At 56.8% G+C, this 26,465-nt stretch carries 31 protein-coding genes and 1 tRNA gene; 11 read left to right on the plus strand and 21 right to left on the minus strand.

What is annotated here, in order from left to right; all coding sequences use genetic code 11:
- The 6 genes from EGI20_RS07510 to cyaY all read right to left on the minus strand — a co-directional run.
- On the minus strand, positions 1 to 592 hold a 592-nt coding region (locus tag EGI20_RS07510), incomplete at its 3' end, for a transporter substrate-binding domain-containing protein (RefSeq protein WP_498630958.1).
- Positions 593 to 868: 276 nt separating this feature from the next.
- Positions 869 to 1,774, minus strand: coding sequence for a glutamate/aspartate ABC transporter substrate-binding protein (locus EGI20_RS07515; protein WP_124735508.1), 906 nt, complete (start codon positions 1,772 to 1,774; stop codon positions 869 to 871).
- A gap of 83 nt (positions 1,775 to 1,857) precedes the next feature.
- Positions 1,858 to 2,586, minus strand: coding sequence for an amino acid ABC transporter ATP-binding protein (locus tag EGI20_RS07520; protein WP_124735509.1), 729 nt, complete (start codon positions 2,584 to 2,586; stop codon positions 1,858 to 1,860).
- Positions 2,587 to 2,839: 253 nt separating this feature from the next.
- Positions 2,840 to 3,610, minus strand: a complete 771-nt coding sequence (gene rsmA / locus EGI20_RS07525) for a 16S rRNA (adenine(1518)-N(6)/adenine(1519)-N(6))-dimethyltransferase RsmA (protein WP_124735510.1) — start codon at positions 3,608 to 3,610, stop codon at positions 2,840 to 2,842.
- A 150-nt stretch (positions 3,611 to 3,760) separates the two neighbouring features.
- Positions 3,761 to 4,171: a YqaA family protein gene (locus tag EGI20_RS07530; RefSeq protein WP_328698587.1), complete on the minus strand. Its 411-nt coding sequence runs from the start codon at positions 4,169 to 4,171 to the stop codon at positions 3,761 to 3,763.
- Entirely contained in the window at positions 4,171 to 4,491 is a 321-nt protein-coding gene (gene cyaY, locus EGI20_RS07535; RefSeq protein WP_160794731.1) for an iron donor protein CyaY, read from the minus strand. Before cyaY ends, EGI20_RS07530 begins: the two co-directional genes overlap by 1 nt.
- A 99-nt stretch (positions 4,492 to 4,590) precedes the next feature.
- Between cyaY and lptM the strand changes: the two genes are divergently transcribed.
- Genes lptM through EGI20_RS07550 form a run of 3 tightly spaced genes read left to right on the plus strand, consistent with a single transcriptional unit; the run spans position 4,591 to position 6,427 of the window.
- Positions 4,591 to 4,704 carry an LPS translocon maturation chaperone LptM gene (gene lptM, locus EGI20_RS07540; RefSeq protein ID WP_124735513.1) on the plus strand — a complete coding sequence of 38 codons (114 nt, stop codon included), beginning with the start codon at positions 4,591 to 4,593 and terminating at the stop codon, positions 4,702 to 4,704.
- Positions 4,701 to 5,951 carry a diaminopimelate decarboxylase gene (gene lysA / locus EGI20_RS07545; protein ID WP_498630960.1) on the plus strand — a complete coding sequence of 417 codons (1,251 nt, stop codon included), beginning with the start codon at positions 4,701 to 4,703 and terminating at the stop codon, positions 5,949 to 5,951. The genes lptM and lysA overlap by 4 nt, the downstream gene beginning before the upstream one ends.
- Positions 5,948 to 6,427: a GNAT family N-acetyltransferase gene (locus EGI20_RS07550; RefSeq protein ID WP_220789305.1), complete on the plus strand. Its 480-nt coding sequence runs from the start codon at positions 5,948 to 5,950 to the stop codon at positions 6,425 to 6,427. The genes lysA and EGI20_RS07550 overlap by 4 nt, the downstream gene beginning before the upstream one ends.
- 58 nt (positions 6,428 to 6,485) lie before the next feature.
- Here EGI20_RS07550 and EGI20_RS07555 read toward each other — a convergent pair whose 3' ends face one another.
- From EGI20_RS07555 to EGI20_RS07600, 10 genes are all read right to left on the minus strand, one after another.
- On the minus strand, positions 6,486 to 7,166 hold the full coding sequence (locus tag EGI20_RS07555) for a Fe2+-dependent dioxygenase (protein WP_498630961.1): 681 nt from the start codon (positions 7,164 to 7,166) through the stop codon (positions 6,486 to 6,488).
- A gap of 65 nt (positions 7,167 to 7,231) precedes the next feature.
- Positions 7,232 to 9,406 (minus strand): TonB-dependent receptor, encoded by a 2,175-nt coding sequence (locus EGI20_RS07560; RefSeq protein WP_498630962.1) that lies wholly within the window; start codon positions 9,404 to 9,406, stop codon positions 7,232 to 7,234.
- Between the two features lie 96 nt (positions 9,407 to 9,502).
- Positions 9,503 to 9,913 carry an ExbD/TolR family protein gene (locus EGI20_RS07565; protein WP_498630963.1) on the minus strand — a complete coding sequence of 137 codons (411 nt, stop codon included), beginning with the start codon at positions 9,911 to 9,913 and terminating at the stop codon, positions 9,503 to 9,505.
- On the minus strand, positions 9,900 to 10,577 hold the full coding sequence (locus EGI20_RS07570) for a MotA/TolQ/ExbB proton channel family protein (RefSeq protein ID WP_498630964.1): 678 nt from the start codon (positions 10,575 to 10,577) through the stop codon (positions 9,900 to 9,902). Before EGI20_RS07570 ends, EGI20_RS07565 begins: the two co-directional genes overlap by 14 nt.
- Positions 10,574 to 11,257 carry an energy transducer TonB gene (locus EGI20_RS07575; RefSeq protein ID WP_498630965.1) on the minus strand — a complete coding sequence of 228 codons (684 nt, stop codon included), beginning with the start codon at positions 11,255 to 11,257 and terminating at the stop codon, positions 10,574 to 10,576. Before EGI20_RS07575 ends, EGI20_RS07570 begins: the two co-directional genes overlap by 4 nt.
- Before the next feature lie 114 nt (positions 11,258 to 11,371).
- Positions 11,372 to 12,649, minus strand: coding sequence for a glutamate-1-semialdehyde 2,1-aminomutase (gene hemL, locus EGI20_RS07580; protein ID WP_498630966.1), 1,278 nt, complete (start codon positions 12,647 to 12,649; stop codon positions 11,372 to 11,374).
- A gap of 47 nt (positions 12,650 to 12,696) precedes the next feature.
- Positions 12,697 to 13,167 carry a CYTH domain-containing protein gene (locus EGI20_RS07585; RefSeq protein WP_498630967.1) on the minus strand — a complete coding sequence of 157 codons (471 nt, stop codon included), beginning with the start codon at positions 13,165 to 13,167 and terminating at the stop codon, positions 12,697 to 12,699.
- Between the two features lies 1 nt (position 13,168).
- On the minus strand, positions 13,169 to 13,585 hold the full coding sequence (locus tag EGI20_RS07590; protein WP_498630968.1) for a CopD family protein: 417 nt from the start codon (positions 13,583 to 13,585) through the stop codon (positions 13,169 to 13,171).
- Positions 13,586 to 13,639: 54 nt separating this feature from the next.
- Positions 13,640 to 14,461: a M48 family metallopeptidase gene (locus EGI20_RS07595; RefSeq protein ID WP_498630969.1), complete on the minus strand. Its 822-nt coding sequence runs from the start codon at positions 14,459 to 14,461 to the stop codon at positions 13,640 to 13,642.
- Positions 14,462 to 14,490: 29 nt separating this feature from the next.
- A complete protein-coding gene (locus EGI20_RS07600; protein ID WP_498630970.1) occupies positions 14,491 to 14,655 on the minus strand; it encodes a rubredoxin in 165 nt (54 codons plus the stop codon).
- A 68-nt stretch (positions 14,656 to 14,723) separates the two neighbouring features.
- Here EGI20_RS07600 and thiD point away from each other — a divergent pair, with 68 nt between their 5' ends.
- Positions 14,724 to 15,566, plus strand: coding sequence for a bifunctional hydroxymethylpyrimidine kinase/phosphomethylpyrimidine kinase (thiD, locus tag EGI20_RS07605; RefSeq protein WP_220789304.1), 843 nt, complete (start codon positions 14,724 to 14,726; stop codon positions 15,564 to 15,566).
- Here thiD and waaA read toward each other — a convergent pair.
- The 5 genes from waaA to EGI20_RS07630 form a co-directional block, all read right to left on the minus strand.
- The gene (waaA, locus tag EGI20_RS07610) at positions 15,563 to 16,825 is read right to left on the minus strand and encodes a lipid IV(A) 3-deoxy-D-manno-octulosonic acid transferase (RefSeq protein ID WP_498630971.1); all 1,263 of its coding nucleotides are present in this window, start codon (positions 16,823 to 16,825) and stop codon (positions 15,563 to 15,565) included. The genes thiD and waaA overlap by 4 nt on opposite strands.
- On the minus strand, positions 16,822 to 17,781 hold the full coding sequence (gene waaC, locus EGI20_RS07615; protein ID WP_498630972.1) for a lipopolysaccharide heptosyltransferase I: 960 nt from the start codon (positions 17,779 to 17,781) through the stop codon (positions 16,822 to 16,824). The genes waaA and waaC overlap by 4 nt, the downstream gene beginning before the upstream one ends.
- Positions 17,782 to 19,017: 1,236 nt before the next feature.
- On the minus strand, positions 19,018 to 19,716 hold the full coding sequence (gene ung, locus EGI20_RS07620) for a uracil-DNA glycosylase (RefSeq protein ID WP_498630973.1): 699 nt from the start codon (positions 19,714 to 19,716) through the stop codon (positions 19,018 to 19,020).
- 70 nt (positions 19,717 to 19,786) lie between these two features.
- Positions 19,787 to 20,113 (minus strand): rhodanese-like domain-containing protein, encoded by a 327-nt coding sequence (locus EGI20_RS07625; protein ID WP_160794707.1) that lies wholly within the window; start codon positions 20,111 to 20,113, stop codon positions 19,787 to 19,789.
- Positions 20,113 to 20,772, minus strand: a complete 660-nt coding sequence (locus EGI20_RS07630; protein WP_498630974.1) for a protein-L-isoaspartate O-methyltransferase family protein — start codon at positions 20,770 to 20,772, stop codon at positions 20,113 to 20,115. The genes EGI20_RS07625 and EGI20_RS07630 overlap by 1 nt, the downstream gene beginning before the upstream one ends.
- 210 nt (positions 20,773 to 20,982) lie before the next feature.
- On the opposite strand from EGI20_RS07630, the gene EGI20_RS07635 reads away from it, so the two are divergent.
- The 7 genes from EGI20_RS07635 to EGI20_RS07665 form a co-directional block, all read left to right on the plus strand.
- Positions 20,983 to 22,956, plus strand: coding sequence for a peptidase U32 family protein (locus EGI20_RS07635; RefSeq protein ID WP_498630975.1), 1,974 nt, complete (start codon positions 20,983 to 20,985; stop codon positions 22,954 to 22,956).
- Positions 22,957 to 23,000: 44 nt separating this feature from the next.
- A complete protein-coding gene (locus tag EGI20_RS07640; protein WP_124735532.1) occupies positions 23,001 to 23,390 on the plus strand; it encodes a YkgJ family cysteine cluster protein in 390 nt (129 codons plus the stop codon).
- A gap of 95 nt (positions 23,391 to 23,485) precedes the next feature.
- Positions 23,486 to 23,570: transfer RNA gene (locus tag EGI20_RS07645), tRNA-Leu, on the plus strand.
- 164 nt (positions 23,571 to 23,734) lie between these two features.
- Positions 23,735 to 25,048 (plus strand): tyrosine-type recombinase/integrase, encoded by a 1,314-nt coding sequence (locus EGI20_RS07650; protein ID WP_498630976.1) that lies wholly within the window; start codon positions 23,735 to 23,737, stop codon positions 25,046 to 25,048.
- A gap of 211 nt (positions 25,049 to 25,259) precedes the next feature.
- Positions 25,260 to 25,550 carry a helix-turn-helix transcriptional regulator gene (locus EGI20_RS07655; protein WP_498630977.1) on the plus strand — a complete coding sequence of 97 codons (291 nt, stop codon included), beginning with the start codon at positions 25,260 to 25,262 and terminating at the stop codon, positions 25,548 to 25,550.
- A gap of 135 nt (positions 25,551 to 25,685) precedes the next feature.
- The gene (locus EGI20_RS07660; protein ID WP_498630978.1) at positions 25,686 to 26,069 is read left to right on the plus strand and encodes a CHC2 zinc finger domain-containing protein; all 384 of its coding nucleotides are present in this window, start codon (positions 25,686 to 25,688) and stop codon (positions 26,067 to 26,069) included.
- Positions 26,066 to 26,465 (plus strand): hypothetical protein (locus EGI20_RS07665; protein ID WP_498630979.1); only part of this gene is annotated, 400 nt, incomplete at its 3' end. The genes EGI20_RS07660 and EGI20_RS07665, both read left to right, overlap by 4 nt.

Here is a 26,465-nt window from a genome sequence, read left to right on the forward strand (position 1 = left end):
CCGCAACCCGACCAGACTCCAGCATCAGGAACGACTCGCCATTATCCTTGGCCGCCACGATATTCATGCCGAGCTTCTGGTTGGCATTCATGATCCGCATCAAACGCTCGCCCGTCGTTCCGGCAGAGACCACCACATTCTTGCCCTTCAGATCGGCAAAGTCCTTGATGCCGGAATCTTTTTTCACCAGCAAGCGGGTGCCGATCTCGAAGATGCCGACCGAGAAATCGACCTGACGCTGACGCTCGACATTATTGGTCGTAGCGCCGCACTCGATATCAACTGTCCCGTTCTGCAGCAAGGGGATGCGCGTCTGGCCGGTCACCATGTTGTAGCGCACCTTCAGGTTCGGCATGTTCAGCTCTTTCTTCACCGCATCAACCACATGCTGGGCAAGATCGAGCGAATAGCCGACCGGCTGCTTGCCACCGGCCAGGTAGGCAAAAGGAATCGCAGAATCCCGGTGGCCAAGCACGATGGTGCCGGAGTCCCTGATTTTCTTCAGGGTTCCGGTCGGCTCGGCAGCCATGGCCGATGTGGAAAGCAAGGTGCAAGCCAAGGCAAGAGGCAATAAACGCAAGGTATGAGGCATATTCTATTTCTCCAGATAGGGATGGATGCGATCGACGGCGTACCGTCTATTAAGCAGCACTTCGGCATCTTTCTCATCCCAATAAGCAGCATGGGGGGAGATGCCTGAAATACCGTTTTCCTGGATATTGCATCGAGCCTAATACATTAGGAAACTCTAAATGAATATCTCATTCGCCTAGTTTCTATCAAAACAGAAAAGACAACCGTTGATTTGCCTCAAACTAATTGAACAAGCCCCCTACAGAGGCTTGTTCCAGCCTGCCGAAAATCCTGCTTACAGCTGATCAACAGCGCGATCGGTAGGGCGCTTGATCAAGGCCTTGATTGCACCCGACATCGGGAAGTTCAGGTTCAGGTTTTTGGGTGGAACCGGCTGCAGGAACCACTTGCTGTAGATCTTGTTGATCTCGCCGGAAGCGTAGGTTGCCTTGATCGCATCATCGACCACCTTCTTGAATGGCGCATCGCCTTTGCGCACCATGCAGCCGTATACCTCGTACGATTGCGGCGTACCGACCACAACCCAATTGGCCGGATTTTTGGCCTTGGCCATTTCGCCGAACAGCAGGGCATCATCCATCATAAAGGCCGCGGCACGGCCGGACTCCAGCATCAGGAAGGATTCGCCATGGTCCTTGGCCGAGATGATGTTCATCCCCAGGCTCTTGGCTGCATTCATCGCCTTGAGCTGACGCTCCGAGGTGGTGCCGGCCGTGGTCACGACGTTCTTGCCCTTGAGGTCGGCAAAATCCTTGATGCCGGTCGTCTTGGCGGTCAGCAAACGGGTGCCGATTTCAAAGATACCAACCGAGAAGTCGACCTGACGCTGGCGCTCGATATTATTGGTAGTCGAACCGCACTCGAGATCCACGGTGCCATTCTGAACCAGCGGAATACGCGTCTGCGAGGTCACCAGGTTGTACTTCACCTGCAGGTTGGGCATGTTCAGGTCTTTTTTCAGCTTCTCCACCACCTTCAGCTGCAGGTCGTGCGAGTAGCCTACCGGTGTTGCGCCGCCAGCCAGATAAGAAAATGGAATAGAAGCGTCGCGGTGACCCAAGACAACAACGCCGGAATCCTTAATTTTTTTCAGGGTACCGGTGAGTTCGGCAGCCAATGCCGGGGTAGCGACAAAAGCGGCTGCAACGGCGGTCGCAACAAGGCGGGCTTGCAATGACATGAAGTTTCTCCTTCTACAGGTTTGCAAAACTGGCAGGTCAGACACGGGGTCTCCGCGTCTGGCCTGCCATTAAATTTTTTTATTTAGTGGGCGCGTAACTGCCCGAGGAATTGTTTGGCGCGCTCATGCTGGGGGTTGCCGAAAAACGCTTCCGGCGTTGCCTGCTCGACAATCTGGCCCTGATCGACAAACACGACATAATCGGCTACGTCGCGTGCAAAACCCATCTCGTGGGTCACGCACATCATGGTCATGCCGGACTTGGCCAGATCGCGCATCACCTGCAAGACCTCACCCACCATTTCCGGGTCCAGCGCCGATGTCGGTTCGTCAAACAACATCACCTTAGGCTGCATGGCCAGGCCGCGGGCAATCGCCACACGCTGTTGCTGGCCACCGGATAGCTGGGCAGGGAAGGCGTCTTTTTTGTGTGCCAGTCCCACGCGCTCCAGCAATTCAACCGCCAGTTTGTCGGCAGCCGCCTTGTCCATTTTTTTGACGCGGATGGGGGAAAGCGTGATGTTGTCGAGTACCGACAAATGAGGATAAAGATTGAAGTGTTGGAATACGAAACCGACTTCGGCGCGCAGCAGATTAAGGTCGGTCTTGGGGTCAGTCACCGACTTGCCATCGACCCAGATTTCGCCTTCGCTGATGGTTTCCAGTTGATTGATGGTGCGGATCAGAGTGGATTTTCCCGAACCCGATGGCCCGCACACCACGACCACCTCGCCCTGATTGACGTTCAGATTGACGCCATTGAGAACATGCAGGTCCTTGAACCACTTATGAACATTGATAAGCTTGATCATGGCGCGAGCCTTCACCGTTAGTGATTTTTCCCGGCTGCTGACACCACCACACACAGACCGGATCGCGCACGAATCGGATAGATACGCCTGATTGAACAGGCCGCCCCTGGGTCTGTCACTGGTCGCCGTGCCCCGAAGAACCCGGGGCACGACGCGATCAGCAAGCTACTTTGTAATTTGCATACAATATGCCGCGTTTTCGCGATCTTGTCATGTATGGCCGCATAAAATGGCCGGTTTTTATCTGTTCGGATCAGGCCGACAGATAGTTGGCGATAGCAACATACTGCTCCACCGCCAGATTTTCAGCCCGCAGACCCGGGTCTATGCCCAGTGCCTCAAAGCCGGCCAGATCCAATACGCCTTTAAGGTTATTGCGCAAGGTCTTGCGACGCTGGGCAAAAGCCTTGGATACGATATCGGCAAACAGCGCTTCGTCTTTTACCACACCACAACGGCCCGGCACAGGAATCATGCGCACCACGGCCGAATCGACCTTAGGTGGTGGCCAGAATGCACCAGGCGGCACCATCAAGACCAAATCCATATCGAAGTGGTACTGCAGCATCACCGACAGCCGGCCATAGTCGGCGGTAGACGGCTCAGCCACCATGCGCTCGACCACTTCTTTTTGCAGCATGAACTGCATGTCGATGACCCGCTCGGGAAAAGCGGACAGATGGAATAACAGCGGCGTAGAAATATTGTAGGGCAGGTTGCCGACCAGCTTGATGCGCTCACCCAGCGAGGAAAAATCAAATGCCAGCGCGTCGCCTTCATGTATGGTCAGGCGTTCGGGCGGGAAAGCGGTTTTCAGCTTGCTGATGATGTCGCGGTCGATTTCCACCACATGCAGGTGTTTGACCCGGTCAAGCAAAGGGCGTGTTAACGCACCCAGACCGGGGCCGATCTCGACAACGATGTCGTCCGGCTTGGCGCCGACGGCATTTACGATACTTTCGATCACCTGCGCATCCTGCAGGAAATTCTGACCGAAGCGTTTACGGGGGATATGTTGGCTCATAGGCTTACGGATTCTCGGATGACCGATTGTAAACTGCCCGACAAGCCGGATGCTAATTTCCATGGCATAGATGGGCGTTTTTATTGCAGAACGATGCCGGCAAGCAGATCCGCACGGGCGATACAGCAAGGCTGCGACAGGGCATTCCTGTTACAGCCATGCCTTGATAGCTAGCACCAGCATGGCGTAACGCAAGCATTTGCCCAAAACAATCCAGACAAGGCAAGGCAAAACCGGCAAGCGCAGCCAGCCGGCAGCCAAAGGCAGCGCATCTCCCAACAAGGGCACCCAGGACAGCAAAAGCGCTGCCGGACCAAAACGCTGCAAAGTGCCCAGCGCCCGGCCGGTCAGCTCTTTTCTCGGTGCCAGACGCCCCAGATACAGGCTGCTGGCACTGCCTAACGAATTAGCCAGCGTAGCCAGCAGCAAGGCGGCCAGCCACCATGATGGCCACTGGTAGAGAAAGGCTCCCAGCGCAAGCTCGGAGTTGCCCGGCAAAACCGTCGCCGATAAAAAAGCCGACAGCGCCAGACCGCCTAAGCCCAGCCAGACTGCATCCATCAGGCCGACAGCTCGAAGTCTTCACCGCTGGCCGCGCGTACCGCCTGCGACAAGGTGCTAAAGAATTCGGCACCGTCACGCGCCGCAATCCAGCGCCCGTCAGCTTGCAAGGCAAAGTGGTAGCCGCCGCTTTTGGCTGCAATCCACACCTCCTGATTGGCACTATGGCGGTTGACCACAATTTTGCCGCCATCGTCGAACTCGATTTCCAGCACATTGCCGTTCAGTACGCTGTCTACATCCAGCCCCGCCAGCTCCAGCGCTTCATCAATCCGGCTAAACAGGCGGTCGGTCAGCTCGAGAAATTCACTTTCGTTCATGTCTTTTTATCCACAGTTGCCCCCGGACGACGCCGGGCTATTGGGCGACCGCGTCGCCCTTTGTTAGTATGACGATTTTGCCACATCGGGCACTTCGATATGCGAACCGTGATCACCTTGCTGGCTTTATCTGTTCTTATCAGCGCCTGCGGCTTTAAAGGCCCGCTGTATCTGCCCAAAGACGCCCCCGCCAAAACACAGGAAAAATCGTGAACGCTTTCCACTACCACCATGATCAACTGCAGGTCGAAGATCTGCCGCTGGCTGATATTGCCCGCGAATTCGGTACGCCTTGCTTTGTCTACTCGGCAGAGGCGCTAACCAAGGCTTTTACCGCCTACCAGAACGCATTTTCCGCACTGGATCCGCTGATCTGCTATGCGATCAAGGCCAACTCCAATCTGTCCATCCTGCAATTGTTTGCCCGGCTGGGCGCAGGCTTCGACATCGTGTCCGGTGGCGAGCTGGCGCGGGTACTGGCTGCCGGCGCCAGCGCCGACAAGATAGTCTTCTCCGGCGTAGGCAAGAGTGCAGCCGAAATGAAAATGGCGCTGGAAGCCGGCATCCACTGCTTCAATATCGAATCGGTCAACGAACTGCTGCGCCTGAACGAGGTCGCCGGCAAGCTGGGCTTGAAGGCACCGGTCAGCTTGCGCGTCAACCCCAACGTTGACGCCATGACCCACCCGTATATTTCCACCGGTCTCAAAGACAACAAATTCGGCATTGCCTTCGATATGGCCTTTGATGTCTACCGTGAAGCGGCGGCCTTGCCCAACCTGCAAGTGACCGGCATCGACTGCCATATCGGCTCGCAACTGACCGACGCCAGCCCTCTGGTCGAAGCGCTCGACCGCCTGCTGGCACTGATCGACCGCCTGGACGAGGCCGGCATCACACTGCAACACGTCGATATCGGTGGCGGCTTGGGCATACGCTATAGCGATGAAACTCCGCCGGATCTGGCCGCTTACGCCGCCCAGATCGAACAGCGCCTGGCTGGGCGCGCACTCAAGCTGGTCATGGAGCCGGGGCGCTCGCTGGTAGGTAACGCCGGCGTACTGCTGACGCAAGTCGAATACCTGAAGCTGGGCGAGAGCAAGAATTTTGCCGTGGTGGATGCCGCCATGAACGATCTGCTGCGCCCCTCGCTGTATTCGGCCTACCACGGCATTTTGCCGGTCGAACAACATGCCAACCTGAGCCCGCTGCTGTGCGATGTTGTCGGCCCGATCTGCGAATCCAGCGATTTTCTCGGCAAGAACCGCGAGCTAGCGGTGAAAGAGGGCGATCTCTTGGCGGTGATGTCGGCCGGAGCCTATGGCTCGACCATGTCCAGCAATTACAACTCCCGTACCCGCGCCGCCGAAGTGTTGGTATCCGGCAAGGAAACCCGCCTGATCCGCCGCCGCGAAACGCTGGATGAGCTGCTGGCCAACGAGAAGGCGCTGCTGCAATGAGTATCACCATTCGCCAGATGGATCTGACCGATGCGGCCGAGCGCGACTTGCTGGTACGCCTGACCGATGCCTATGCCCATGATCCCATGGGCGGCGGGGAAGGGCTGTCGGACTATGCACGCACCCATCTGGCCGATGCCGTCGCCGCCCATCCCGGCCTGTTTGCCTTTGTTGCCGAGCAGGATGGCGAGCCAGTCGGGCACGCCTTGTGCATTACCGGCTTCTCCAGCTTTTACGCCGCGCCCAACTGCAATCTGCACGATCTGTCGGTCTTGCCCAAAGTGCGCGGCCAGGGTCTGGGGCGCCGGCTATTGCAGGTAGTCGAAGCGGAAGCCCGGCAACGCCGGCTGTGCAAGGTGGTGCTGGAGGTGCGGCCGGACAATGCCATCGGCCAGGCACTATACGGTTCGGAAGGGTTCGAGCTATCGGGGCTATGCGGCCAGGCCTATCTGATGATGGAAAAGCCACTAGTCTGAGCGACTTTCCCGCCACGAGGCAGCCGGATGGCTGCCTTTTTTATGTCTGTCACCGGGTTCAGATCTCAGTCCACATCCTGAGCAGGTTATGGTAGTTGGCGGTCAGCATCACCGTCTCCTCGCCATCGCCCAGACGCGCGCGCAGGCTGCTGATGGCGCGGTCCATATCGAACAGCAAGCTGCGCTTGGCATCGTCACGCACCATGCTCTGCGTCCAGAAGAACGATGCGATGCGCGCACCCACCGTCACCGGCTCGACCCGGTGCAGGCTGGTCGACGGATACAGGATCATGTCGCCAGCCGGCAACTTCACCTGATGGCTGCCATAGCAATCCTCGATCACCAGCTCTCCACCCTCATATTCGTCCGGCCCGGTGAAGAACAGCGTGCACGACACATCGGTACGCACCCACTGCCCGGAAAACGGATCGCTGCGTACGGCATTGTCCACATGATTGCCAAAATCCATTCCGCCCTGGTAGCAGTTGAACAAGGGTGGAAATACGGTTTTCGGCAAAGCCGCAGAAAAGAACATGGCATTGCGCTTGAGCGCCGCCTCAACCATGGCCTGCAATTCACGCGCCTCGGGGGCATCCTGCGGCAATTGCAGATTGCGTTTGGCCTGAGCCGACTGGGTGCCGGCGGTTATGCGGCCGTCGGCCCAGCCTGCGCGCGCCAGCAGGGCGCGGCCGTGCGCGAGTTCTTCGGGGGTGAGGACTTCGGGGATATGCAGCAACATGAGGGATTCCGGAATAAAAAACCCGCCGGGCGCGAGGGGCGCACCCGGCGGCAGGGGTTTGAAACTTAGAACTTCATGCCCAACGTCAGCTCGGCATTGCGCTGCTCGCCATAGGAGGCGTGGCCGGCGTACAGGCCTTGATAGTACTTCTCGTTGAACAGGTTGTTCACATTCAGCTGAACCTTATAGTGGCGCGTCTCGTACGCCAGCATCGCGCCCACGACGACGTACTCGGGCAGCACATTGGTGTTGGCCTCGGTCGCATAACGTTTGCCGACCCAGTTGGCGCCGGCACCGGCAGTCACTTCGGGCGTGAAGCGGTAGCTGGTCCAGATGTTCGCGCTCAGATTCGGCGTGTTGCGCGGACGCTTGCCTTCGGTACCCATGGTCGAGCCGGCCTTATCGATGGTTGCATCGAGATAGGTGGTTCCGGCAAACACTTCCCAGCGCTCGTTCAGGCGGCCAGCCACTTCAAACTCGACACCATCGGTATGGCGCTTGCCGGACAGCGTCACCACGTCGGGGACCAGCGGGTCGGTATTACGTTCGTTGGTTTTCTCGATACGGAACAGAGCACCGCGCAGCTGGATATCACCCTCCAGCAGGTCGAGCTTAGCACCCAGCTCCATATTGCGGTTTTTCTCCGGGCCGATCTTCTGGGTCGCCTTGTCCAGAGCATACGCCTCACCCGACGGGTTGAACGAAGTGCCGTAGCTGGCGTAGTAAGACTGCGTCGCATCCGGCTGCCAGATCAGGCCCGTACGCCAGCTCCACACATTGTCGCTGCGGCTGGCGTCATAGGAGCTTGCAAGCACAGCGCCGGTATCCTTGTTGAGATTACGCGTACGGTAATCACCGCTCAGATGATCGAAGCGTGCGCCAATGAGCGCTTTCCATGTCGGACTCAGGGTGATGAAGTCCTGACTGTACAGCGCAGCGCCGTCAGCGACGTAGTCACGGTGGCTGGTCTTGCCCCAGCGCAGGTTGGGCGTGTCGGATGGATTGGGTGCTCCGACGCTGGTTGACGGCTGCGAGGTGCCGGTCAGATTGTCGTGGCGATCGGTGTACGAGCGTTCGCGGGTCAACTCAAGGCCTGCCAGCAACTGGTGGCGCATACCGCCCAGCTCGAGGTCGGTAGTGAAATCGGTCTGGTTGGACCAGGTTTCATCGACGCCATTGCGCTGTTTAAGCGAACGCGCCATCACCGTAGCATCGGTCACCGGCTTGCCGGCACTGACACCGGACAGGCGCGCTGCGATCGGCGCGGCGTCGCGCTCGTAGCGGGCGTAGCGCAGCTGGTTCTTGATCCTGCTCTTGTCGCTGAAACGATGCTCGAGCACCGCGGTGGCAAGATCGGTCTTGGTATCTTCGTAATCCAGCCCTTTGAGGCCATAGTAGCGATCGTACGGCACATCCAGCGGCTCGAGGGTATTCGGATCGAACGGCACACCAAAGTCGGTATTGTTGTGCTCGGTCAGATGCATATACGACAGGGTGAGCGAGGTCGGGCCATCCAGACCGATGGCGATCGACGGTGCGAAGCCGTAGCGCTCGTCATCATTGACGGTACGGCCGTTATTCTTTTTCTCCGCCATCACATTCAGGCGCAGTGCCATATTGTCAGTTTCGGCGTAATTGACGTCGACCGTGGCGCGGCGCTTGTTGTCGGTGCCCAACGTCAGTTCGGCCTCCTGCTTGTTGCCGGCGTAAGGCTGCTTGCTGACCAGATTGATCACACCGCCGGTCGAGCCGCGTCCGAACAGCATCGAGCTTGGGCCCTTGAGCACTTCGACCTTCTCGGTATTAAAGAGGTCACGCGTGTACTGGCCGATATCGCGTGCACCATCGACAAACATATCCGTGGTGGTAACAAAACCGCGCATCACCACCTGGTCGCCGGTGCGTCCGCCTTCACCGGCGGCAAAAGTCAGCCCGGAAACATTATTCAACGCCTCTTTCAGCGTATCGGCTCCCTGGTCCGCTATCAGTTGCTGGTTAATCACGGTGACCGACTGCGGGATATCGCGCAGTTGCTGCCAGGTCTTGCCGATGGTCGACGCGCCGGTGGCCAGCGTACCGCGCGTCGCCTGCTCGCCGACGACTTGCACCGCATCCAGACGCTGCGCCTGTTCTGCCGCCTGAACCAGAGCAGGGCACAAGGCGGCGGCCAGCATGCCGGCCGCCAGGGTTGCGCCACGCTGTCCGGCCAAACCGTTACGCTTCAAATCTTGCTTCATCATTTCTCTCTTATTATCAGTGGGTTGCACGTAAAACCATGTTGTCGCAAGACGCACGTCGCCCTCCCTGGGCGCGGGATAAATCGTCAGGCGGGAAACTCAGGGCTGCTGGGTGATAAAACCGATACGGCTGATGCCGGCCTGCTGCGCGCTGGCCAGTGCTTTGGCTACCAGCTCGTAACGCACCGCCTTGTCGGCGCGCACATGCAGTTCAACATCAGGATGGGAAGCCACCGCAGCTTGCAGGCGTGCAGCAAGCGCAGCCTCGTTCAGTGGCGCATCGTTCCACCACAATGCGCCTGCCGCATCGATGGCCAGGCGTATCTGCTCCGGCTTGTCCTGATGGCCAGCAGCAGCGGCGCGGGGCAAATCGACCCGTACCGCGTTACTGAGTAGTGGCGCGGTAACAATAAACACCACCAGCAGCACCAGCATCACATCGACCAGCGGCGTCATATTGATTTCGGCCATGGGCGCGCCGCTATCCTCGCTGAAATTACCGAACGCCATCGCCACGCCCTCCGCTGGTCAGCAACTGCGCATGCAAATCATGGGCGAAGTGGTCCATCTGCTGCGACTGGACCCGCTGCAGCCGGGTAAATGCGTTGTAAGCCAGTACCGCCGGAATCGCAGCGGCAAGACCCGCTGCCGTCGCGACCAGCGCCTCGCCTATCGGCCCGGCCACCACATCAATGCCGGCCTGACCGCTGGCACCAATGCCGACCAGCGCGTGGTAAATCCCCCATACCGTACCGAACAAGCCGACAAAGGGTGCGGTTGAGCCGACCGAGGCCAATAGCGTCATGCCGGACTCCAGTCTGGCCGCCTCGCGCATCAGGCCACGGCGCAAAGCACGGGTCAGGTATTCGTCCAGGCCGCATGCCTGCCCCAGCGACTGGCCGGCATGTACGCGGTAATGGCTGGCCGCCTCCACCCCCTCACGGGCAAGCTGCGCCAAAGGGGCCGGGCTGTCGGCAATCGTGTTCAACGCCGTACTCCAGTCGCTTGCTGCCCATACGGCTTTTTCGACTTGGGCATTAGCACGGCGCGTACGCCACAACTGCAGCGAGCGCAGCACGATCAGCGTCCAGGTCAGGATAGACATTACGATCAGGCATAAGAAGACGGAGGTCAGGACGGCATCGCCCTGCTGGAAAACAAGCATCAGATTCATGATTGGGCAGACTTGAGTGAAAAATTGACAGGGACAACAAAGCTGTGGGCAACCGCCTGCGTACCGCGACGGGCCGGGAGGAAACGCCAGCGCTGGACGGCTTCGCGAGCGGCGCGATCCAGTCGCGGGTAGCCGCTACTTTTGGCTAGCTCCACGGACAAGGCCTCGCCCGATACGCTGACTTCTACCCTGAATTCGGCCGTACCCTGCTCACCGAGTTCGAGCGAGAGCGGCGGATAGGCAGGTTTGGGATTGTGCAGATAATCGCCACGATATTGCGGCAGGGTCAGGCTGGCTTGCCCCTCTTGAGCTGTAGCGGCCGTATCGCTTTTGCCCTCGGCTGCTGCCGCTGTCGTGCTGCCGGTCTTGGTGGTCTTCTCAGACACCGCCTCTCCTTGCTGCTGGCTGACGGGAGCGGGCGCAACGGGCAGGCTCGCAGGACGCGTGGCAGTATTCGATGCCGGGCGCACAGAAGAGGGCGGCACACGCGCCGGGGTAACGGCAGGTGCAGAAACCAGTGCAGCAGCGTCGGCACTGGCCGGGATACTGGCCATCTGCATCACCGCCACTGGCAGCAACTGTGGTGGCTGCAATACGGCTTGGCTGCCGGCATACAACACGACACCGTGCAACAGCGTGACGGCAGCAAGAGTGGCAATGGCAAATGGGTTTCTTTTCATGCCAGACATGATAATGCAAATCATTATCGTTTAGAACATTTTTTTAGCTGTCCGTCGTACTTTGCAAAAAAAGCGGCAGCCAGATGGCTGCCGCTTTTGTGGAGAAGATAAGGGTTACAGCGTAGCCAGCGCACGGCGGGCAGCGGCGATGCTCTGCTCGATAATTTCGTCGCTGTGGGCGATGGAAACAAAGCCGGCCTCATAGGCCGATGGCGCCAGATACACGCCCTCGGCCAGCATGGCATGGAAGAAACGGTTGAAGCGTTCGCGATCGGAAGCGGTCACCTCGGCAAAGGTCGATGGAATCTCTTCACAGAAGTAGAGGCCGAACATGCCACCCACGCTGTCGCCGCATAATGTCACCCCCTGTTCGCGCGCGGCAGCCACAATACCTTCGACCAGACGCGCGGTACGCCGGCTTAATTCGGCATGGAAATCCGGCTGCTGGATCAGCTTGAGCGTCGTCAGGCCGGCAGCAACCGCGACCGGGTTACCGGACAGGGTTCCAGCCTGATAGACATTACCCAACGGAGCGATGCAGGCCATGATGTCGGCGCGGCCGCCAAATGCCGCCAAAGGCATGCCGCCGCCTACCACCTTGCCCAGCGTAGTCAGGTCGGGCTTGATGCCGTGCAGGCTCTGCGCACAACCCAGCGCGACGCGGAAGCCGGTCATTACTTCATCGTAAATCAGCACCGTGCCGTGCTGTTCGGTCAGCGCACGCAGCGCCTTGACGAAAGCCTCGCTCGGCTTGATCAGATTCATATTGCCGGCAATCGGCTCCAGAATCACGCAGGCGATGGTGTGGCCGATTTCGTCGAAAGTGCGTTGCAACTGCTCGACATTGTTGTACTCCAGCACCAGCGTATGGCGGGTGAAGTCAGCCGGCACACCGCCCGAGCTCGGATTGCCGAAGGTCAGCAGGCCGGAGCCGGCCTTGACCAGCAGGCTGTCGGAGTGGCCGTGATAGCAGCCTTCAAACTTAATGATGGCATCGCGCTTGGTAAAGCCACGCGCCAGACGGATGGCGCTCATGGTGGCTTCGGTGCCGGAGGACACCAGCCTTACTTGCTCTATCGACGGCACCAGCTTGCAGATTTCTTCCGCAATGTCGATTTCGACTTCGGTCGGCGCACCGAACGACAAGCCGCCTTCGGCAGCCTTCTGTACCGCCGCCACAACTTCGGGATGGGCATGGCCCAGAATGGCCGGTCCCCAGGAGCCGATGTAGTCGATGTACTGCTTGTCGTCGGCATCCCAGAAATACGGGCCGTTCGCTTTTTTCACAAAGCGCGGCGTCCCTCCCACCGAGCCGAAAGCGCGAACCGGCGAATTCACGCCACCGGGGATGGATTTCTTGCCACGTTCAAACAGTTCAAGGTTGCGGGACATAAGGTCGTTCCTGATGGATAGGGAAAAAATCAAGCCGGACGCAGGCATCAAGCCGTCGTCCAGCGGGAGTAGGGGGTCTGGCTTAAATAGGCATAGCTGAAACGCGCATCTTGCGTCACTTCTTCACCCAGCCAAGGTGGGCGGGCAAACTCTTCGTGTTCATCAGCCAACTCGATTTCAGCCAGTACCAAGCCTGCATTGTCGCCGAAAAACTCGTCAATGACCCAGTCTTTGCCGGCGTAGCGCACGCGGGTACGCAGTTTGTCGACCCGGTAACTACACAAGCCGGCCAGCATGGCTTCGGCATCAGCCAGCGGTATCGCATATTCGAATTCGGGGCGGCTTACCGCAATGCTCTCGCCCTTGATGGTCAGCCACGCCTGTCCGCCGGCAATGCGCACCCGCACTGAATGGTGTGCATCCAGCGAGACAAAGCCCTGACGCAAGCATAAGCCGGTACCCGCAGTACGCCACCCCTCACCGGACAGCAAGAAACGGCGTTCGATTTCGCAAGCCATATCAGAACGGCTTGACCACAACCAGCAGTACTACCGCCACCAGCACCAGCACCGGAATTTCATTGAAGAAGCGGTACCAGACATGGCTGTGATGATTCCGCCGTGCAGCGAAATCACGGTACAGCTTGCCGCAATACAGGTGATAGCCGATCAGACTGGCCACCAGCGCAAGCTTGGCATGCAGCCAGCCACCGGAAAAGCCGAAACCCAGCCATAGCCAGATGCCCAACGCCAGCGCCAGCAAGGCCAATGGCGCCATAAAGCGGTACAGCTTGCGCGCCATTAACAATAAACGGTCGTACTCGGTGCCTTCACCCGCCATCGCCAGATTAACGAACAAGCGCGGCAGGTAAAACAGGCCGGCAAACCAGGACATCACAAAGATGATGTGAAAAGCCTTGAGATAGAGATAAGCCAAAAGTGCGCTCCGTTTGCGGGCGTTTATCGCCCGCATGTTTCACGTGAAACAGACTCAGCGCTTGCGCAGTGCGGCCTCGTACAAAGGCATGACTTGCGGAATATGCGCCGACAATTCGGCAATGCGCGTCGAACCGGACGGATGGGTCGACATGAATTCCGGTCCGCCACCACCCAGTCTGGCCATTTTACGCCATACGCTCACCGCAGCATCGGGCCGGTAGCCGGCACGCGCCATCAGCTCCAGCCCCATCACATCGGCTTCGGTTTCCATGCCGCGCGAAAAGGGCAGTGTCAGCGCATACTGGCCGGCCATATTGGCCATATCCATCTGTCCCTGGCTTAAACCGGCCAGTGCCCCCACCAGTGCCAGACCCTGACGCTGCGCAACATCTTGCGAGATTTTTTCACGGCTATGTTCACGCAGGGCATGGGCGATCTCATGGCCGATAATGGCGGCCAGCTCGTCGTCGTTCAGTTGCAACTGATCGATAATGCCGCTGTAGACACCGATCTTGCCACCCGGCATGCAATACGCGTTCACTTCCGGGCTGGTAAAGACATTCACCTCCCAGTTCCAGCTTGCCGCATCCGGGCGATAGACCGCCACCTGACGAATCAGCCTGGCGGAAATATCCTTGACCCGCCGGGTGTAGGCTTTGTTGCTGTTGAGCGTCTGGCTGTTTCTGGCCTTGAGCAGATTTTGCTGGTAAGCCTGTGCCGAGCCGGCATTGACCTCGGCGGATGACACCAGCAGCAACTGCTTGCGCTGGGCCCCGACCGCGCCACCCATGGTCGTGCTCTGGCATGCACCCAGCAGCAAGCTCGCAGCCACAGCCAGCAGCGCCGTTTTGGCGGACGATTTTCTTAACCCCATATCCACTCCCGTCTGCAGCAAGCAGAAACTCAGATCTCTACCATCTCAAAATCATCCTTGCGCGCACCACAATCCGGGCAAGTCCAGTTCATCGGGACATCCTGCCAGCGGGTACCCGGCGCAATACCGTCTTCCGGACGACCCACTTCTTCGTCGTACATAAAGCCGCAGATCAGACACATCCAGGTTTGCATGATTCAATCCCCACGATATTCAGTTAAAATGGCTATTGTAAGTCCAGCCATGCAAATGAGGTAATACCTTGGATACCCCGCGCCCGATTCCCCCTATCGTCATGACGCTTTCCGGCTCCGATCCGTCTGGCGGTGCCGGCATTCAGGCCAGCATGCTTACGCTCGCCAGCCTGGGCTGCCACCCGCTGTCCGTTATCACCGCCGTTACCGTGCGCGATAGCTGCTCCATGGAGAGTGCGCTGATTATGGAACCGGAATGGCTGGCCGATCAGGCACGCATGTTGCTGGAAGATATGCCGGTGGCGGCTTTTTGCGTCGGCATGACCGGCAGCGTGGAAAACATTGCGGTCATTACCGAACTGGTTTCCGATTACCCGGATATCCCGCTGATTCTCGATCCGGTACTTAGCGGCACCACCGACGAATACGCCAACCAGGACCTGATTGATGCGCTGCGCGAGATGCTGATCCCGCAAGCCATGCTGATTACCCCCAATCTGCACGAGGCCAGACGTCTGGCCATCAATGATACCGATGATGACGAGGACCCGGATGCAGAGGAGTGCGCCCGCCGTCTGGCGGCACTAGGCTGTGAATATGTCCTGCTCAGCGGCACGCATGACAGCACCAGCGATATCTGCAATGTGCTGTACGGCCAGGGGGGGGAAATCCGCCGCGACCGCTGGCAGCGCTTGCCCGGCAGCTATCACGGTGCCGGCAGCACACTAGCCGCCGCCATCACCGGCATGGTTGCCGGGGGGGCCAAACTGCCCCAGGCGGTACGCGAGGCACAGGAATATACCTGGCAAGCCTTGCGCTATGCTTTTCGCCCCGGCATGGGCCTGATGATTCCCGATCGCCTGTTCTGGGCCAGCGGAGAAACGGAAGAAGAGGAAACCGGGGAGCGTTAAGGGCTCAAACCCGGACTCTGCGCCCGGATATACTCGACAATGCGTTCGCTGGCACCTTGATATGCATGGGTAAACGCCAGCGCTGCCGCCTGCATGGCCTCACATTGCTCGCTATCGGCCAGCAAAGCTGCGACTGTTGTCAGCAACTCATCCGCGTCCGCCACTTGCAAGGCTGCACCACAAGCCAGAGCCTGCCGGCTTGCTTCGGCAAAATTGAACATGGATGGCCCGAATAGGACCGGCACGCCCAGGCTTGCCGGTTCGATCAGATTTTGCCCGCCCAAGGGCAACAAGCTGCCGCCGACAAAAGCCAGATCTGCCAGCGCGTAATAGGCAAACAGCTCACCCATCGAATCCCCCAGCCAGACTCGCGTGCCGGGTATCACTGCCGCGTTCTCGCTGCGCCTTTGCACGTCCAGACCCAAGGCAAGTGCGGCAGCGTAGACTTCATCAAAACGCTCGGGGTGACGCGGAACAAGCACCAGCAAGGTATTGTCCGGTAAATGCTTGGCCCAGGCCGCCAGAATCAGTGCCTCCTCGCCCTCACGCGTACTGCCGCACACCAGCACCTGCCGCCCGCCTATCCACTGGCGGAATGTTTCCCCCAAGGCCAGCTTGTCTGGCGGCGGGGTAAAATCAAACTTGGTATTGCCGCATACACGGACAGCCTGTGCGCCCAGTTGGATCAGGCGCGATGCGTCTTCCGGCGTTTGCGCGGCAATGCCGGACAGTGCAGCCAGCGCCGGACGAATCAGCCCGACTACGCGCAAATAGCCCTTGAGCGATTTTTCCGATAGCCGGGCATTAGCCAGAAACAAGGGGATTTTGCGCTGCTGGCAACCCGCAATCAGATTGGGCCAGATCTCGGTTTCCATCAGGATGCCGAATCTGGGTTGGTAAGCATCCAGAAAACGCTGGATGCCGTCCTCCGTGTCGTAAGGCAGATAGCGCACCTCGGCATCAGGGTAGAGCTCCTGTGCGGTTGCACGGCCGGTAGGCGTCATCTGCGTCAACAACAGCGGCACGTCAGGCCAGGCACGGCGCAATGCCTGTACCAGTGGCAATGCTGCACGCGTCTCTCCAACCGACACAGCATGTATCCAGATGGGGCTTAAACGCGCAGGCTGCAGGTTTTCGGCAAAGCGTTCATCCCAGTGCTGCAGATAAGCGGGAGAGCGCCGGCCGCGGTGCCGCAAATAGCGCCTGATCAAGGGCGTTATGCCTATCCACAGCCAGGAATAGGGCTTGCGCCAGCTCATACACCACTCCATATCGCCTGCAGCACGGCCTGAACCTCTTGCGGCGTAGGGCAGATACCGATATTGCCCAGATTACGGGCACAGGCCGTTTCCACGATACCAGTCAAAGCCGGATCGGTATCGGTATAAATTGCAGCCAGTGGTACATCGAGCGCATTGGCCAGATGAGTCAGGCCGGTATCGACACCAATCACAGCCCGTGCGTGCCCCAGCAAGCCCGCAGCCTCGCGCAAACGCAAGCGCGGTGCCGCGACAGCACCATCAATCGCCTCAGCCAGGCGCAGGGCGCGCACACGCTCGCGCTCATTACCCCATGGCAGGATGCTCTGTACACCCTGTGTATTAAGCCAGGCCCCCAGCGCCACCCAACTGGTTTCAGGCCATTCCTTTGACTCGCGGCTGGTCGCGTGCAGTAGCACGGCATAGTTATCCACAAGCAACCAGTCGGGACGCTCTCCCCTATCTATGCCGAAGCATGGTGCGCCGCCCGACTGATAGCCGAATGCACGGGCAAACAATTGCCGGTTGCGTTCTATGGCAGACAATTTACGGCTTACAGCCATTTTTTTGTCATACAACAGGCTGGCCAAAGGCTCACGAATGCTTTGCCTGTCGTAACCCACCAGCGTTCCTCCGGCCAGACGGGCCGGAATAGCGCTTTTCACCAGGCCCTGGCTATCCAGAACACAGTCCCAATGCGTAGCACGCAATCGTGCACGCAAAGCGCCTATCTCGGACCAGGTAGCAGGAGACAACAAGGATCGACGCCAGCGACGCCAAGCAATGGGAATCACATCAGAGATACCCGGATGCAGGCCGGCAATATCGCAAAAATTTTCTTCGGCCATCCAGGACAGCCGCAGGTTGGGGTAGTGCGCAAGCAGTTCGGTAATGGCCGGCCAGGTGTGGATAAGGTCGCCCATCGACGAAGTACGCACAATCAGCACGTTTATCATGCCGCGCATTGTACGAGGGAGGCTGTCGTTAACCAAGCTAAACACAGCAAACTGAATGTGCATAAGTCGTTGTGGAAAACTTTTACGAAAACTACCCACAAGCTGTCAGACCTCAGACAACCCAAACTATCCATAGCTAATCCACAGCTCTAAGCCATGATTTTATTGAATTTTTACCGCTTACCCACAAAATTAGCAGTCTTCATCAGTATCATCAGTTTTAATAAGAGAACTTAGTGAAGCAATGATGAGCAGGCAAAAAAACGTATACATGCACAGACACAAGCAAGCACGTACAGCATGTGGATAAGAGCCTTGCCAACTAAACACGCAAAGTTACCCACAAGCCATCCAAGCTAAAAACAGCAGGGGCAAACAAGCTCACAGCACACTTAGTAGATTGAATTTAAAGAAAAAAACAGACTTATCAACAGATAAGAACCTACTTCATCAAGCTTCATCAGTTTTTATATGAATAAAACAAGAACTAGAAAAACCTTAGCCACAGAAAAAACGTAACAAGTAAAAAGGTTTTTAAAACCTGTCAGCAGAAAAACCATTTGGCAAAACTAAGACTCGAGGTGACTGGGTAGATCGAAATAGACCATTGGCAATAGGTTTCACCTATCGAGGTATTGTTACCCACAGAAGATGATATGCGGAACGATGCTATTCGTTTAAAAACAAGGTGTTATTGTTTTTCCTTGCTGCGTTTGACAGTCTAGGCAACGCAGGATTGAGTTTTAATCTTGCAAAGCAATACAGTTGGTGGAGTGCAAATCCAGATGGACGCTTGCGAATCCACTGATTGCAGGCAAACCAGTAGGTAAAAATCCGGTTTTTTCCCGCTAGATAGAGGGGAATAGGCTGTGGAAACGGTGGGGGAATAGCAGGTTCATCCCCTGTATCAGGCTTGTTCGCTGCTTTGATTGAATAGATTCCTAAACTTATCCACATCAAGGCTGGGCATGGACAGAATTCGCGATGGCAATAGCCGGCTTGAACTAAGGGGGATGATCCGTTAAAGGTGGTTGTAAGGACGCTGCGACTTTTAACCGGGGGTGGTGAGGCAACGGTAGTAAAAAGCGTGTACAGCCCGCTTTCTGTGCCTCGCAAGGCCAAACAGATAGCTGGCAGACAATCCGTTTAGAGCCAGATCAAAGAAATACCTGCTTTAACGCATCGTAAAGATGCAGGATGAAGTGCGCTTGCACATGGCAAGCGCCGGGGTAACGGCTACTTTGGCGACCAGTCGATGGCTGCATAGCCATGTGCCTGTAACCAGGCATTGGCTTGTGAAAAATGGCGGCAACCAAAAAAACCGCGATAGGCCGCCAAGGGGGAAGGGTGAGCCGCACAAAAAACCGCATGGCGCTGGCTATCGATTAGCTTTGCCTTGCTTTGCGCCCAGTTTCCCCAGAGCAAAAAGACGCAGCCCGGGTTTTCCCGGTTAAGCGTATCGAGCAGGGCATCGCAAACATGCTGCCAACCCAGTTTTCCATGGCTACCGGCCTGATTGGCAGCTACCGTCAAAACACTGTTCAATAGCAAAACGCCCTGGTCTGCCCAGCCTGAAAGATTGCCGGACGCGGGCTGACTCAGGTCAAGGTCACTGGCTATTTCCTTATAGATATTGCGCAGACTAGGCGGAATACGGACACCATCCGGTACGGAAAAGCTAAGGCCCATGGCTTCTCCGTCACCGTGGTAGGGATCCTGTCCCAGGATCACGACCCGTATTTTGTCTGGTGCTTTGCCCAGAGCCGCAAAAATGGCATCACGTGGCGGATAGATGATTTCCCCCGCCTGAGTGCGTTCTGTCAGTGCTTGGTCAATTTGCTGTAACTGGTGTGCGATATCGGCTTGCCTGAAAGTGGCAAGCCATGCCGGATGAACCCGTGAAAGGGCAGTATCGAGATAATTTAGTTCTGACATGGGTGCACTATAGAAAAAGGGCCGCTCAAGGCGGCCCGGTTTGCGGTCAAATACGGCATCTGCTTGTTATTCAGTAGTGTGCCATGGCTGGATCAATGGCTGATGCCCATGCTTCGACACCGCCTGCCAGACTTTGCACATCGTCGAACCCGGCATTTTTCAGATAAAGCGCCACCTGAAAGCTGCGTACACCATGATGGCAGATGGTGACGATAGGCGTGTCGTCCGGCAATTCGTTCATGCGTAGCGGAACAAGGTGCATAGGAATCGTGCGGGAGCCGGCAATATGGGCAATCTCGACTTCCCATGGTTCTCGCACATCAAGCAGCAAGGGCTGGGGACGTTGATCGTCTGTCAGCCAGTCCGACAGTTCGCCGGCACGGATTTCGCGCACCATCAGAAAACGAAGCGTTCTGGTTCGACGGCTTCTGCGTGTTCAAGGCGAGCGACGCAAGTATCGAACATTTCTTCGCTGCTGAAGCCCTGCTCGCTAACACGCTTGATCAGCAGGGCGCGCATAACAGGCAGGTCGCCGGTGACAATCATCATGCGTCCACCGATGGCCAGTTGCTGCTTGAGCGCATCGGGAACCACGGGCAGCGATCCACCCACGAAAATGACATCATAAGGCGCATGGGCTGGCAAACCGGAGACACCATTGCCTTCAAGCAGAGTGATGTTTTGCAAACGAACTTGCTTGAGGTTTTCTGCCGCGCGTTCGCGCTGCTTGGCGTCGATTTCCACGCTGTAAACATGGCTGGCCAGACTCGCCAATAGTGCCGTGACATAGCCGGAGCCTGTACCGATCTCCAATGCTTTGTCTGTAGGCTGCACGTTCAGGTCTTGCAGCATGCGTGCTTCGATTTTGGGCTGCAGCATCAGGCTGCCATTGGGCAACGGCAGTTCATTGTCGGTAAAAGCGAGGGTGCGCAGCGTTTCACTGACAAAATCTTCGCGTTTCACGTGAAACATCAGATCCAGAATATCGGTGTCGAGTACATTCCACGGACGGATCTGCTGCTCAATCATATTGAATCGTGCTTTTTCGAAATCCATGCTCAGCCTCATGCCTGCTTCATAATAATAACGACAAAGTATCGCATATTTACTTGTTCTTTACAGTAGCCTTGATTCAAGCCAGATCCTGCATCTGTAGCGCTTTATCTGGCGGATACCGGGTGTACTTGTTTATCCAAGTGTCTGATTCCGCTATACTTCCGCCCCTTGCCTGTTTGTGCCCAACTATTTTTGCCCCAAGGATGTTTAATGAGTCTGCTATCGCACCAGCTGGAGCTTCTGTCGCCTGCTAAAACCGCTGAAATAGGTCGCGAGGCCATTTTGCATGGCGCGGATGCGGTGTATATAGGCGGACCCAGCTTTGGGGCAAGACATAATGCCGGTAATAGTGTGGCCGACATCGCCGAGCTGGTGCGGTTTGCCCATCGCTACCATGCCCGCATTTTTGTTACGCTCAATACCATTTTGCATGAGGCCGAGCTAGAACCTGCCCGTGCCCTGATCCACCAGCTATACGATGCCGGCGTCGATGCGCTGATTGTGCAGGATATGGGTATTCTGGAAATGGATTTGCCGCCTATCCAGCTGCATGCCTCGACCCAATGCGATATACGCGACGTGGAAAAAGCTCGTTTTCTGTCCGATAGCGGGTTTTCACAGCTGGTGTTGGCACGTGAGCTGACCATTCCGCAAATACGGCAGATTTCTGCGGCGGTAGGTGACGGGGCTGCCATCGAGTACTTTATTCATGGCGCTTTATGCGTTGCATTTTCCGGGCAATGCTATATCAGCCATGCTGATAATGGCCGCAGTGCCAACCGTGGTGATTGCTCGCAGTCCTGCCGTCTGCCTTACACCCTGACCGATGATCAGGGCAGGGTTGTGGCATTCGACAAGCACCTGCTATCGATGAAGGACAATAACCAGAGCGCCAATCTGGAAGCGCTGGTTGATGCGGGTGTACGCTCGTTCAAGATAGAAGGGCGCTACAAGGATGTGTCCTATGTCAAAAACATCACCGCGCATTACCGCTTGCTACTCGACGAAATCATCGAACGCCGGCCTGAACTCGCGCGTGCATCCAGCGGTGATAGCGAGATCTTCTTTGCGCCGGACCCGGACAAAACCTTCCATCGCGGGGCCACTGATTATTTCGCCACCGGGCGCAAGGTCGATATCGGTGCTTTCGATTCCCCCAAATTTGTCGGCCTGGGCTTGGGCGTCGTCACCAGAGTGGGTCAGGACTGGTTTGAACTGGAAGCGAAGGAAGAACTGCATAACGGTGACGGCCTGAATTTCATGCAGAAGCGTGAAGTGGTCGGCTTTCACGCCAATACCGTGAAAAAGATCGGGCGTGGTGGCGAAGGTGAAATCTGGCGGGTCGAGCCACATGATGTCTCCCTGCTTAAGGGCTTGAAGCCGGGTACCGATATTTGTCGTAACCGCGATCATGCCTGGGAGTTGGCGCTGCTGAAAAAATCGGCCGAGCGCAAAGTCGGGGTATGGCTCACGTTGAGCGATAACGACAAGGGCTTGCTGCTATCGCTGACCGATAGCGATGGCGTTCAGGTGGAAGTGGCTGCCGACATGGCATTGGAGCCGGCCAAGGATGCAACGCGCGCAGAGTCGGGTTTGCGCGACAATCTGGGCAAGCTCGGCAATACCATGTTCTGCGCACATGATATCGAGCTGAGATTACGGCAGCCATGGTTTGTGCCGAGCGCCACCATTAATGCCTTGCGCCGTGAGGCAATAGCCAGACTGGAGGTCGCACGCGTTGCCGCCTGGCCACGCCAGCTACGCAAAGCGGCGGTCGAGCCACCGGTTGCTTATCCTGAGACAACGCTCAGCTATCTGGCCAATGTCTACAACCCGCTGGCGTGGCAGTTTTACCGCAAGCATGGGGTTGAAGTCATGGACATGGCTTACGAGGCGCATCAGCAAGAGGGTGAAGTCAGCCTGATGATCACCAAGCATTGCCTGCGTTACAGCTTCAATCTGTGCCCCAAGCAGGCCAAGGGCGTAAAAGGGGTGATGGGGCTGGTACGTGCCGACCCGATGACGCTCAAGTCTGGAAACGAGACCTATACCTTGGTCTTTGATTGCCGTCCGTGTGAAATGCATGTGATGGGCACGATGAAGAAACATGTACTGAAAACGCCGCCGCCATCCGACGTGCCGGTTACCATGCCGCTGACTTTCTATCGGCAGCGTCCGCAGTAAGGTGTTTCACGTGAAACACGATAATGATATGACAGGAAAACATAGTGTGTGCTGATGTAAACCGGACCGATACCTGGACCAAATACAAGCAGGGTCTGTGCGATAGCTGCGTCAGTAGTTGTTGCTCCATGCCGGTCGAGGTGCGCTTGCCTGATTTGATCAGGATGGGGCTGGCTGACGAGTTCGAAATGGAAGAGCCGATCAAGGATATTGCCAAGCGTCTGCAAAAGCAGAAGCTGATCGAGCATTTCAACTTCAAGAACAGCCTGTTTACCTTGTCGCGCCGTGCCAATGGTGATTGCAGTTATCTGGATCAAAAGACGCGTTTATGCACGATTTACGATGTGCGGCCCAATACCTGCCGCAAACATCCGCAGGTCGGTCCTAGGCCGGGCTTTTGTGCCTATACCAAAAAAACGACTTTTAGTGGCTGATAACGGATAAAAGCAGAACTTCCCTTAATCAGGGGCTGAAATTCCGAATGAAAATGTGGTAAAGTCTGCAACTTGACTGCATCTGCTGCAGTCTGGCCCCGGTGGTGAAATTGGTAGACACAAGGGACTTAAAATCCCTCGGCTTCGGCTGTGCCGGTTCGACCCCGGCCCGGGGCACCATCAAGCATTATCAATTGTTCCTAGTAGGTCCTAAAAGCCCGCATCCACAAAGGATTTGCGGGTTTTTTGTTTACTAGGTAGACCTAAGTCTTCCGATTGCTTCCAGCCATAAATGGGGGTATTTTGGGGGGTATCTTTCGGTTTGGTTAGAGAGGTACCCCCAAATGCCACTCGTAGCTCAGCAAGTCCGGAATGCCAAACCACAAGCCAAGAAATACAAACTTGCCGATGGCGGCGGATTGTATCTGTTGGTTGAATCCAATGGAGCAAAGTATTGGCGGCTTAAATATCGCTTTGGTGGAAAGGAAAAGGTTCTGGCGCTTGGCGTGTATTGTTCTCCGCCTGGTATCGATGCAAGCGGCAAGCTTCAAGCCGAGTCAGTTATGATGACACTGGCCGAGGCGAGGGGACAGCGTGAAGAAGCGAAAGCTACTCTTGCCAAGGGCATTGACCCAGGTTTGCTCAAAAAGGAGAAAAAACGGGATGCCTTACTTGCCGGCGAAAACAGTTTGGCTGCTGTGGCCCGCGAATGGCATAGCCGGAATTCTTCCCGATGGAGCCCTCAGCACAAGGAGCGCGTAATGCGCGAACTTGAGGCAGATATCCTGCCGTTTATCGGCGCAGTTCCCGTTGAAAATTTGAAGGCACGTGATCTACTCGCTGTGTTGCGAAAGGTCGAGGCGCGTGGTGTGCTTGACCTTGCCGGCAGACTACGACAACGTCTTGTCGGCATCATGCGCTATGCCGTGCAGACGGGGCGTATCGACAGTAACCCTGCCCTTGATCTGGATGGTGCGCTTGCCGTTTACGTTGAGAAACACCGCCCATCTTTAATGCTTGAACGCTTGCCTGAACTGGTGATGCGTATCGATGACTATCGTGGTCGAATTCTGACTAAGTCGGCATTGAAATTTTGCCTGCTAACCTTTGTGCGAAGTAGTGAAATGCGGATGATGCGCTGGGCAGAGGTCGATATGGTACGTGGTATTTGGATCATTCCACCGCAGCGAGAACTAATCGAGGATGTTCCTGACTCGCACCGGGGGGCGAAGATGAAAACGCCGCATATTGTTCCGCTGTCTAGGCAGACACTTGCTGTACTTGAGGACCTGCAAGCTATCACTGGCCGTTTCGAGCTAGTGTTTGCTGGCGATCACAATGTGGCTAAACCGATGAGTGAAAACACGGTCAACAAGGCACTGCGCACGATGGGGTACGACACCAAAACGGAAATATACGGGCACGGTTTCCGCACAATGGCTTGCTCTGCGTTGAATGAATCGGGCCTCTGGAACCGTGATGCCATTGAGCGGCAGATGAGTCATCAGGAGCGTAACAATGTACGCGCAGCCTATATTCATAAGGCTGAATTTCTAGTCGAACGACGTGCAATGATGCAATGGTGGGCGGACTTTTTGGATGCTCAACGTGGTGGCTGCTATGTTGATCCCTCCGAATTTGCTGGCTCATTGCGATGATTCCGTTTTGGACGCAGGCCTGATGGCCTGAACACTTCATTTCGCACCATATCTCTGTTGTCCTTACCAAATGGCCGCCGCGCTTCCGGCGGCCGATTTTTTTTGGCTGATCCACTTATCCCGCGTTGTGCGTTACACCCGCGAGATTCTCTTACGCACTTTGCCATCCTATGCATGCACATAGATGGCTATGTGTTTTAAGAGGAACATCATGATGACAGTGGAACACCCGAGAATTCTGCGCTTGGCCGAACTTTGCCAGCGCGTAGGTCTTTCATCAAGCGCGGTTTATGACCGCTTGACTCCGAATTCGCCACGGCACGACCCTACTTTCCCCCGGCAGGTCAGTCTGGGTGGTGGCGCAGTTGGCTGGCTGGAGCATGAAGTGAGCGCATGGCTACAAACGCGGATCTCCGCCCGTGATATCAGCATTGACAAGGCAAGCACTGCTCGCGTCACTACACCGCCGTTGTCGATCAAATCATCAGGGGCACGGCAATGATGGCGCAGAAACGGGGTATCCGCGTCTGGGCCACACTACGGATTATCTTCGGGCTGGTATTCGATATTTTTAGTCTTGCCTCGATGACCTACTGCGGGTTGCTGTTGATCCAGCTGCTCGGAAAGGGTTAAAGCCATGAGCACAGAATCGACAGGCGAGATTCGCGTACTTGTTGCTGGGTTAATGCTAAAGCGAACTGTTTCGCATGGGCATTGCCAACATCGAAGCGCCCGCTGGACAGGAGGGGGAGAATTTTGTCGGGAACAACTCCCAGAGGCCTATGGCTACTACCGTCAGCATTTTGGGGACGACATGCGCTCGACGAGTAAAGGCTGGCTGGTGTGCTGCCCGTTTCATGACGATCGTCACCCAAGTGCAAGTATCTATCGGGATGGCGGATTTCATTGTCATGCTTGTGGCGTGCACTGCCGCGACGTGCTTGATTTTCACCAGCGTGTGACCGGTTTGGGCTTTAAACAGGCCGCGCAGGCGTTGGGCGCATGGAGGGCTGAACGATGACGACATCGCTGACCATGCCCGTCCCCTGTGAACACAAGCGTGCGCTGTGGAATGCCGTAAAGGTCACCAGTGAGGAAGCACGACGCGGGGTGAAACCAACGCTAGTGTCGCCGTATTTCGACCAAGCTGGCGAAGTGGTGTTTGCACGCGTGCGCCTCGACACCGACAACGGTAAGTGGATACGCCCATTCCATCTAGACGGCGACCGTTGGAGGCTTGGCGAGCCGGCTGTTGCCGATGGCAAGAAGCCGTTGCTGAATTTGCCGTTATTGGCTATGTATCCGGACGACGAGGTATGGCTGGTCGAGGGCGAGAAGTGCGCGGCGGCACTGACAGACGTCGGTGTTCTGGCGATGACTTCGGGATCTGCGACCAGTGTTCGGGGTGCCGACTGGA

This window comes from Aquitalea sp. S1-19 (assembly GCF_024343515.1).

Excerpts from the sequence above, each read along its gene's own strand:
- EGI20_RS07515 (WP_124735508.1), bottom strand. The coding sequence starts at position 1,774 with ATGTCATTGCAAGCCCGCCTTGTTGCGACCGCCGTTGCAGCCGCTTTT.
- EGI20_RS07660 (WP_498630978.1), top strand. The coding sequence starts at position 25,686 with ATGAGCACAGAATCGACAGGCGAGATTCGCGTACTTGTTGCTGGGTTA.
- EGI20_RS07550 (WP_220789305.1), top strand. The coding sequence starts at position 5,948 with ATGAGTATCACCATTCGCCAGATGGATCTGACCGATGCGGCCGAGCGC.
- cyaY (WP_160794731.1), bottom strand. The coding sequence starts at position 4,491 with ATGAACGAAAGTGAATTTCTCGAGCTGACCGACCGCCTGTTTAGCCGG.
- EGI20_RS07565 (WP_498630963.1), bottom strand. The coding sequence starts at position 9,913 with ATGGCGTTCGGTAATTTCAGCGAGGATAGCGGCGCGCCCATGGCCGAA.
- EGI20_RS07655 (WP_498630977.1), top strand. The coding sequence starts at position 25,260 with ATGATGACAGTGGAACACCCGAGAATTCTGCGCTTGGCCGAACTTTGC.
- EGI20_RS07625 (WP_160794707.1), bottom strand. The coding sequence starts at position 20,113 with ATGGTGCGCGAAATCCGTGCCGGCGAACTGTCGGACTGGCTGACAGAC.
- EGI20_RS07635 (WP_498630975.1), top strand. The coding sequence starts at position 20,983 with ATGAGTCTGCTATCGCACCAGCTGGAGCTTCTGTCGCCTGCTAAAACC.
- EGI20_RS07520 (WP_124735509.1), bottom strand. The coding sequence starts at position 2,586 with ATGATCAAGCTTATCAATGTTCATAAGTGGTTCAAGGACCTGCATGTT.
- rsmA (WP_124735510.1), bottom strand. The coding sequence starts at position 3,610 with ATGAGCCAACATATCCCCCGTAAACGCTTCGGTCAGAATTTCCTGCAG.
- EGI20_RS07575 (WP_498630965.1), bottom strand. The coding sequence starts at position 11,257 with ATGAAAAGAAACCCATTTGCCATTGCCACTCTTGCTGCCGTCACGCTG.
- EGI20_RS07560 (WP_498630962.1), bottom strand. The coding sequence starts at position 9,406 with ATGATGAAGCAAGATTTGAAGCGTAACGGTTTGGCCGGACAGCGTGGC.
- lptM (WP_124735513.1), top strand. The coding sequence starts at position 4,591 with ATGCGAACCGTGATCACCTTGCTGGCTTTATCTGTTCTTATCAGCGCC.
- ung (WP_498630973.1), bottom strand. The coding sequence starts at position 19,716 with ATGTCAGAACTAAATTATCTCGATACTGCCCTTTCACGGGTTCATCCG.
- EGI20_RS07650 (WP_498630976.1), top strand. The coding sequence starts at position 23,735 with ATGCCACTCGTAGCTCAGCAAGTCCGGAATGCCAAACCACAAGCCAAG.
- EGI20_RS07600 (WP_498630970.1), bottom strand. The coding sequence starts at position 14,655 with ATGCAAACCTGGATGTGTCTGATCTGCGGCTTTATGTACGACGAAGAA.
- EGI20_RS07585 (WP_498630967.1), bottom strand. The coding sequence starts at position 13,167 with ATGGCTTGCGAAATCGAACGCCGTTTCTTGCTGTCCGGTGAGGGGTGG.
- waaC (WP_498630972.1), bottom strand. The coding sequence starts at position 17,781 with ATGATAAACGTGCTGATTGTGCGTACTTCGTCGATGGGCGACCTTATC.
- EGI20_RS07555 (WP_498630961.1), bottom strand. The coding sequence starts at position 7,166 with ATGTTGCTGCATATCCCCGAAGTCCTCACCCCCGAAGAACTCGCGCAC.
- EGI20_RS07530 (WP_328698587.1), bottom strand. The coding sequence starts at position 4,171 with ATGGATGCAGTCTGGCTGGGCTTAGGCGGTCTGGCGCTGTCGGCTTTT.
- EGI20_RS07630 (WP_498630974.1), bottom strand. The coding sequence starts at position 20,772 with ATGGATTTCGAAAAAGCACGATTCAATATGATTGAGCAGCAGATCCGT.
- waaA (WP_498630971.1), bottom strand. The coding sequence starts at position 16,825 with ATGAGCTGGCGCAAGCCCTATTCCTGGCTGTGGATAGGCATAACGCCC.
- EGI20_RS07570 (WP_498630964.1), bottom strand. The coding sequence starts at position 10,577 with ATGAATCTGATGCTTGTTTTCCAGCAGGGCGATGCCGTCCTGACCTCC.
- EGI20_RS07595 (WP_498630969.1), bottom strand. The coding sequence starts at position 14,461 with ATGGGGTTAAGAAAATCGTCCGCCAAAACGGCGCTGCTGGCTGTGGCT.
- hemL (WP_498630966.1), bottom strand. The coding sequence starts at position 12,649 with ATGTCCCGCAACCTTGAACTGTTTGAACGTGGCAAGAAATCCATCCCC.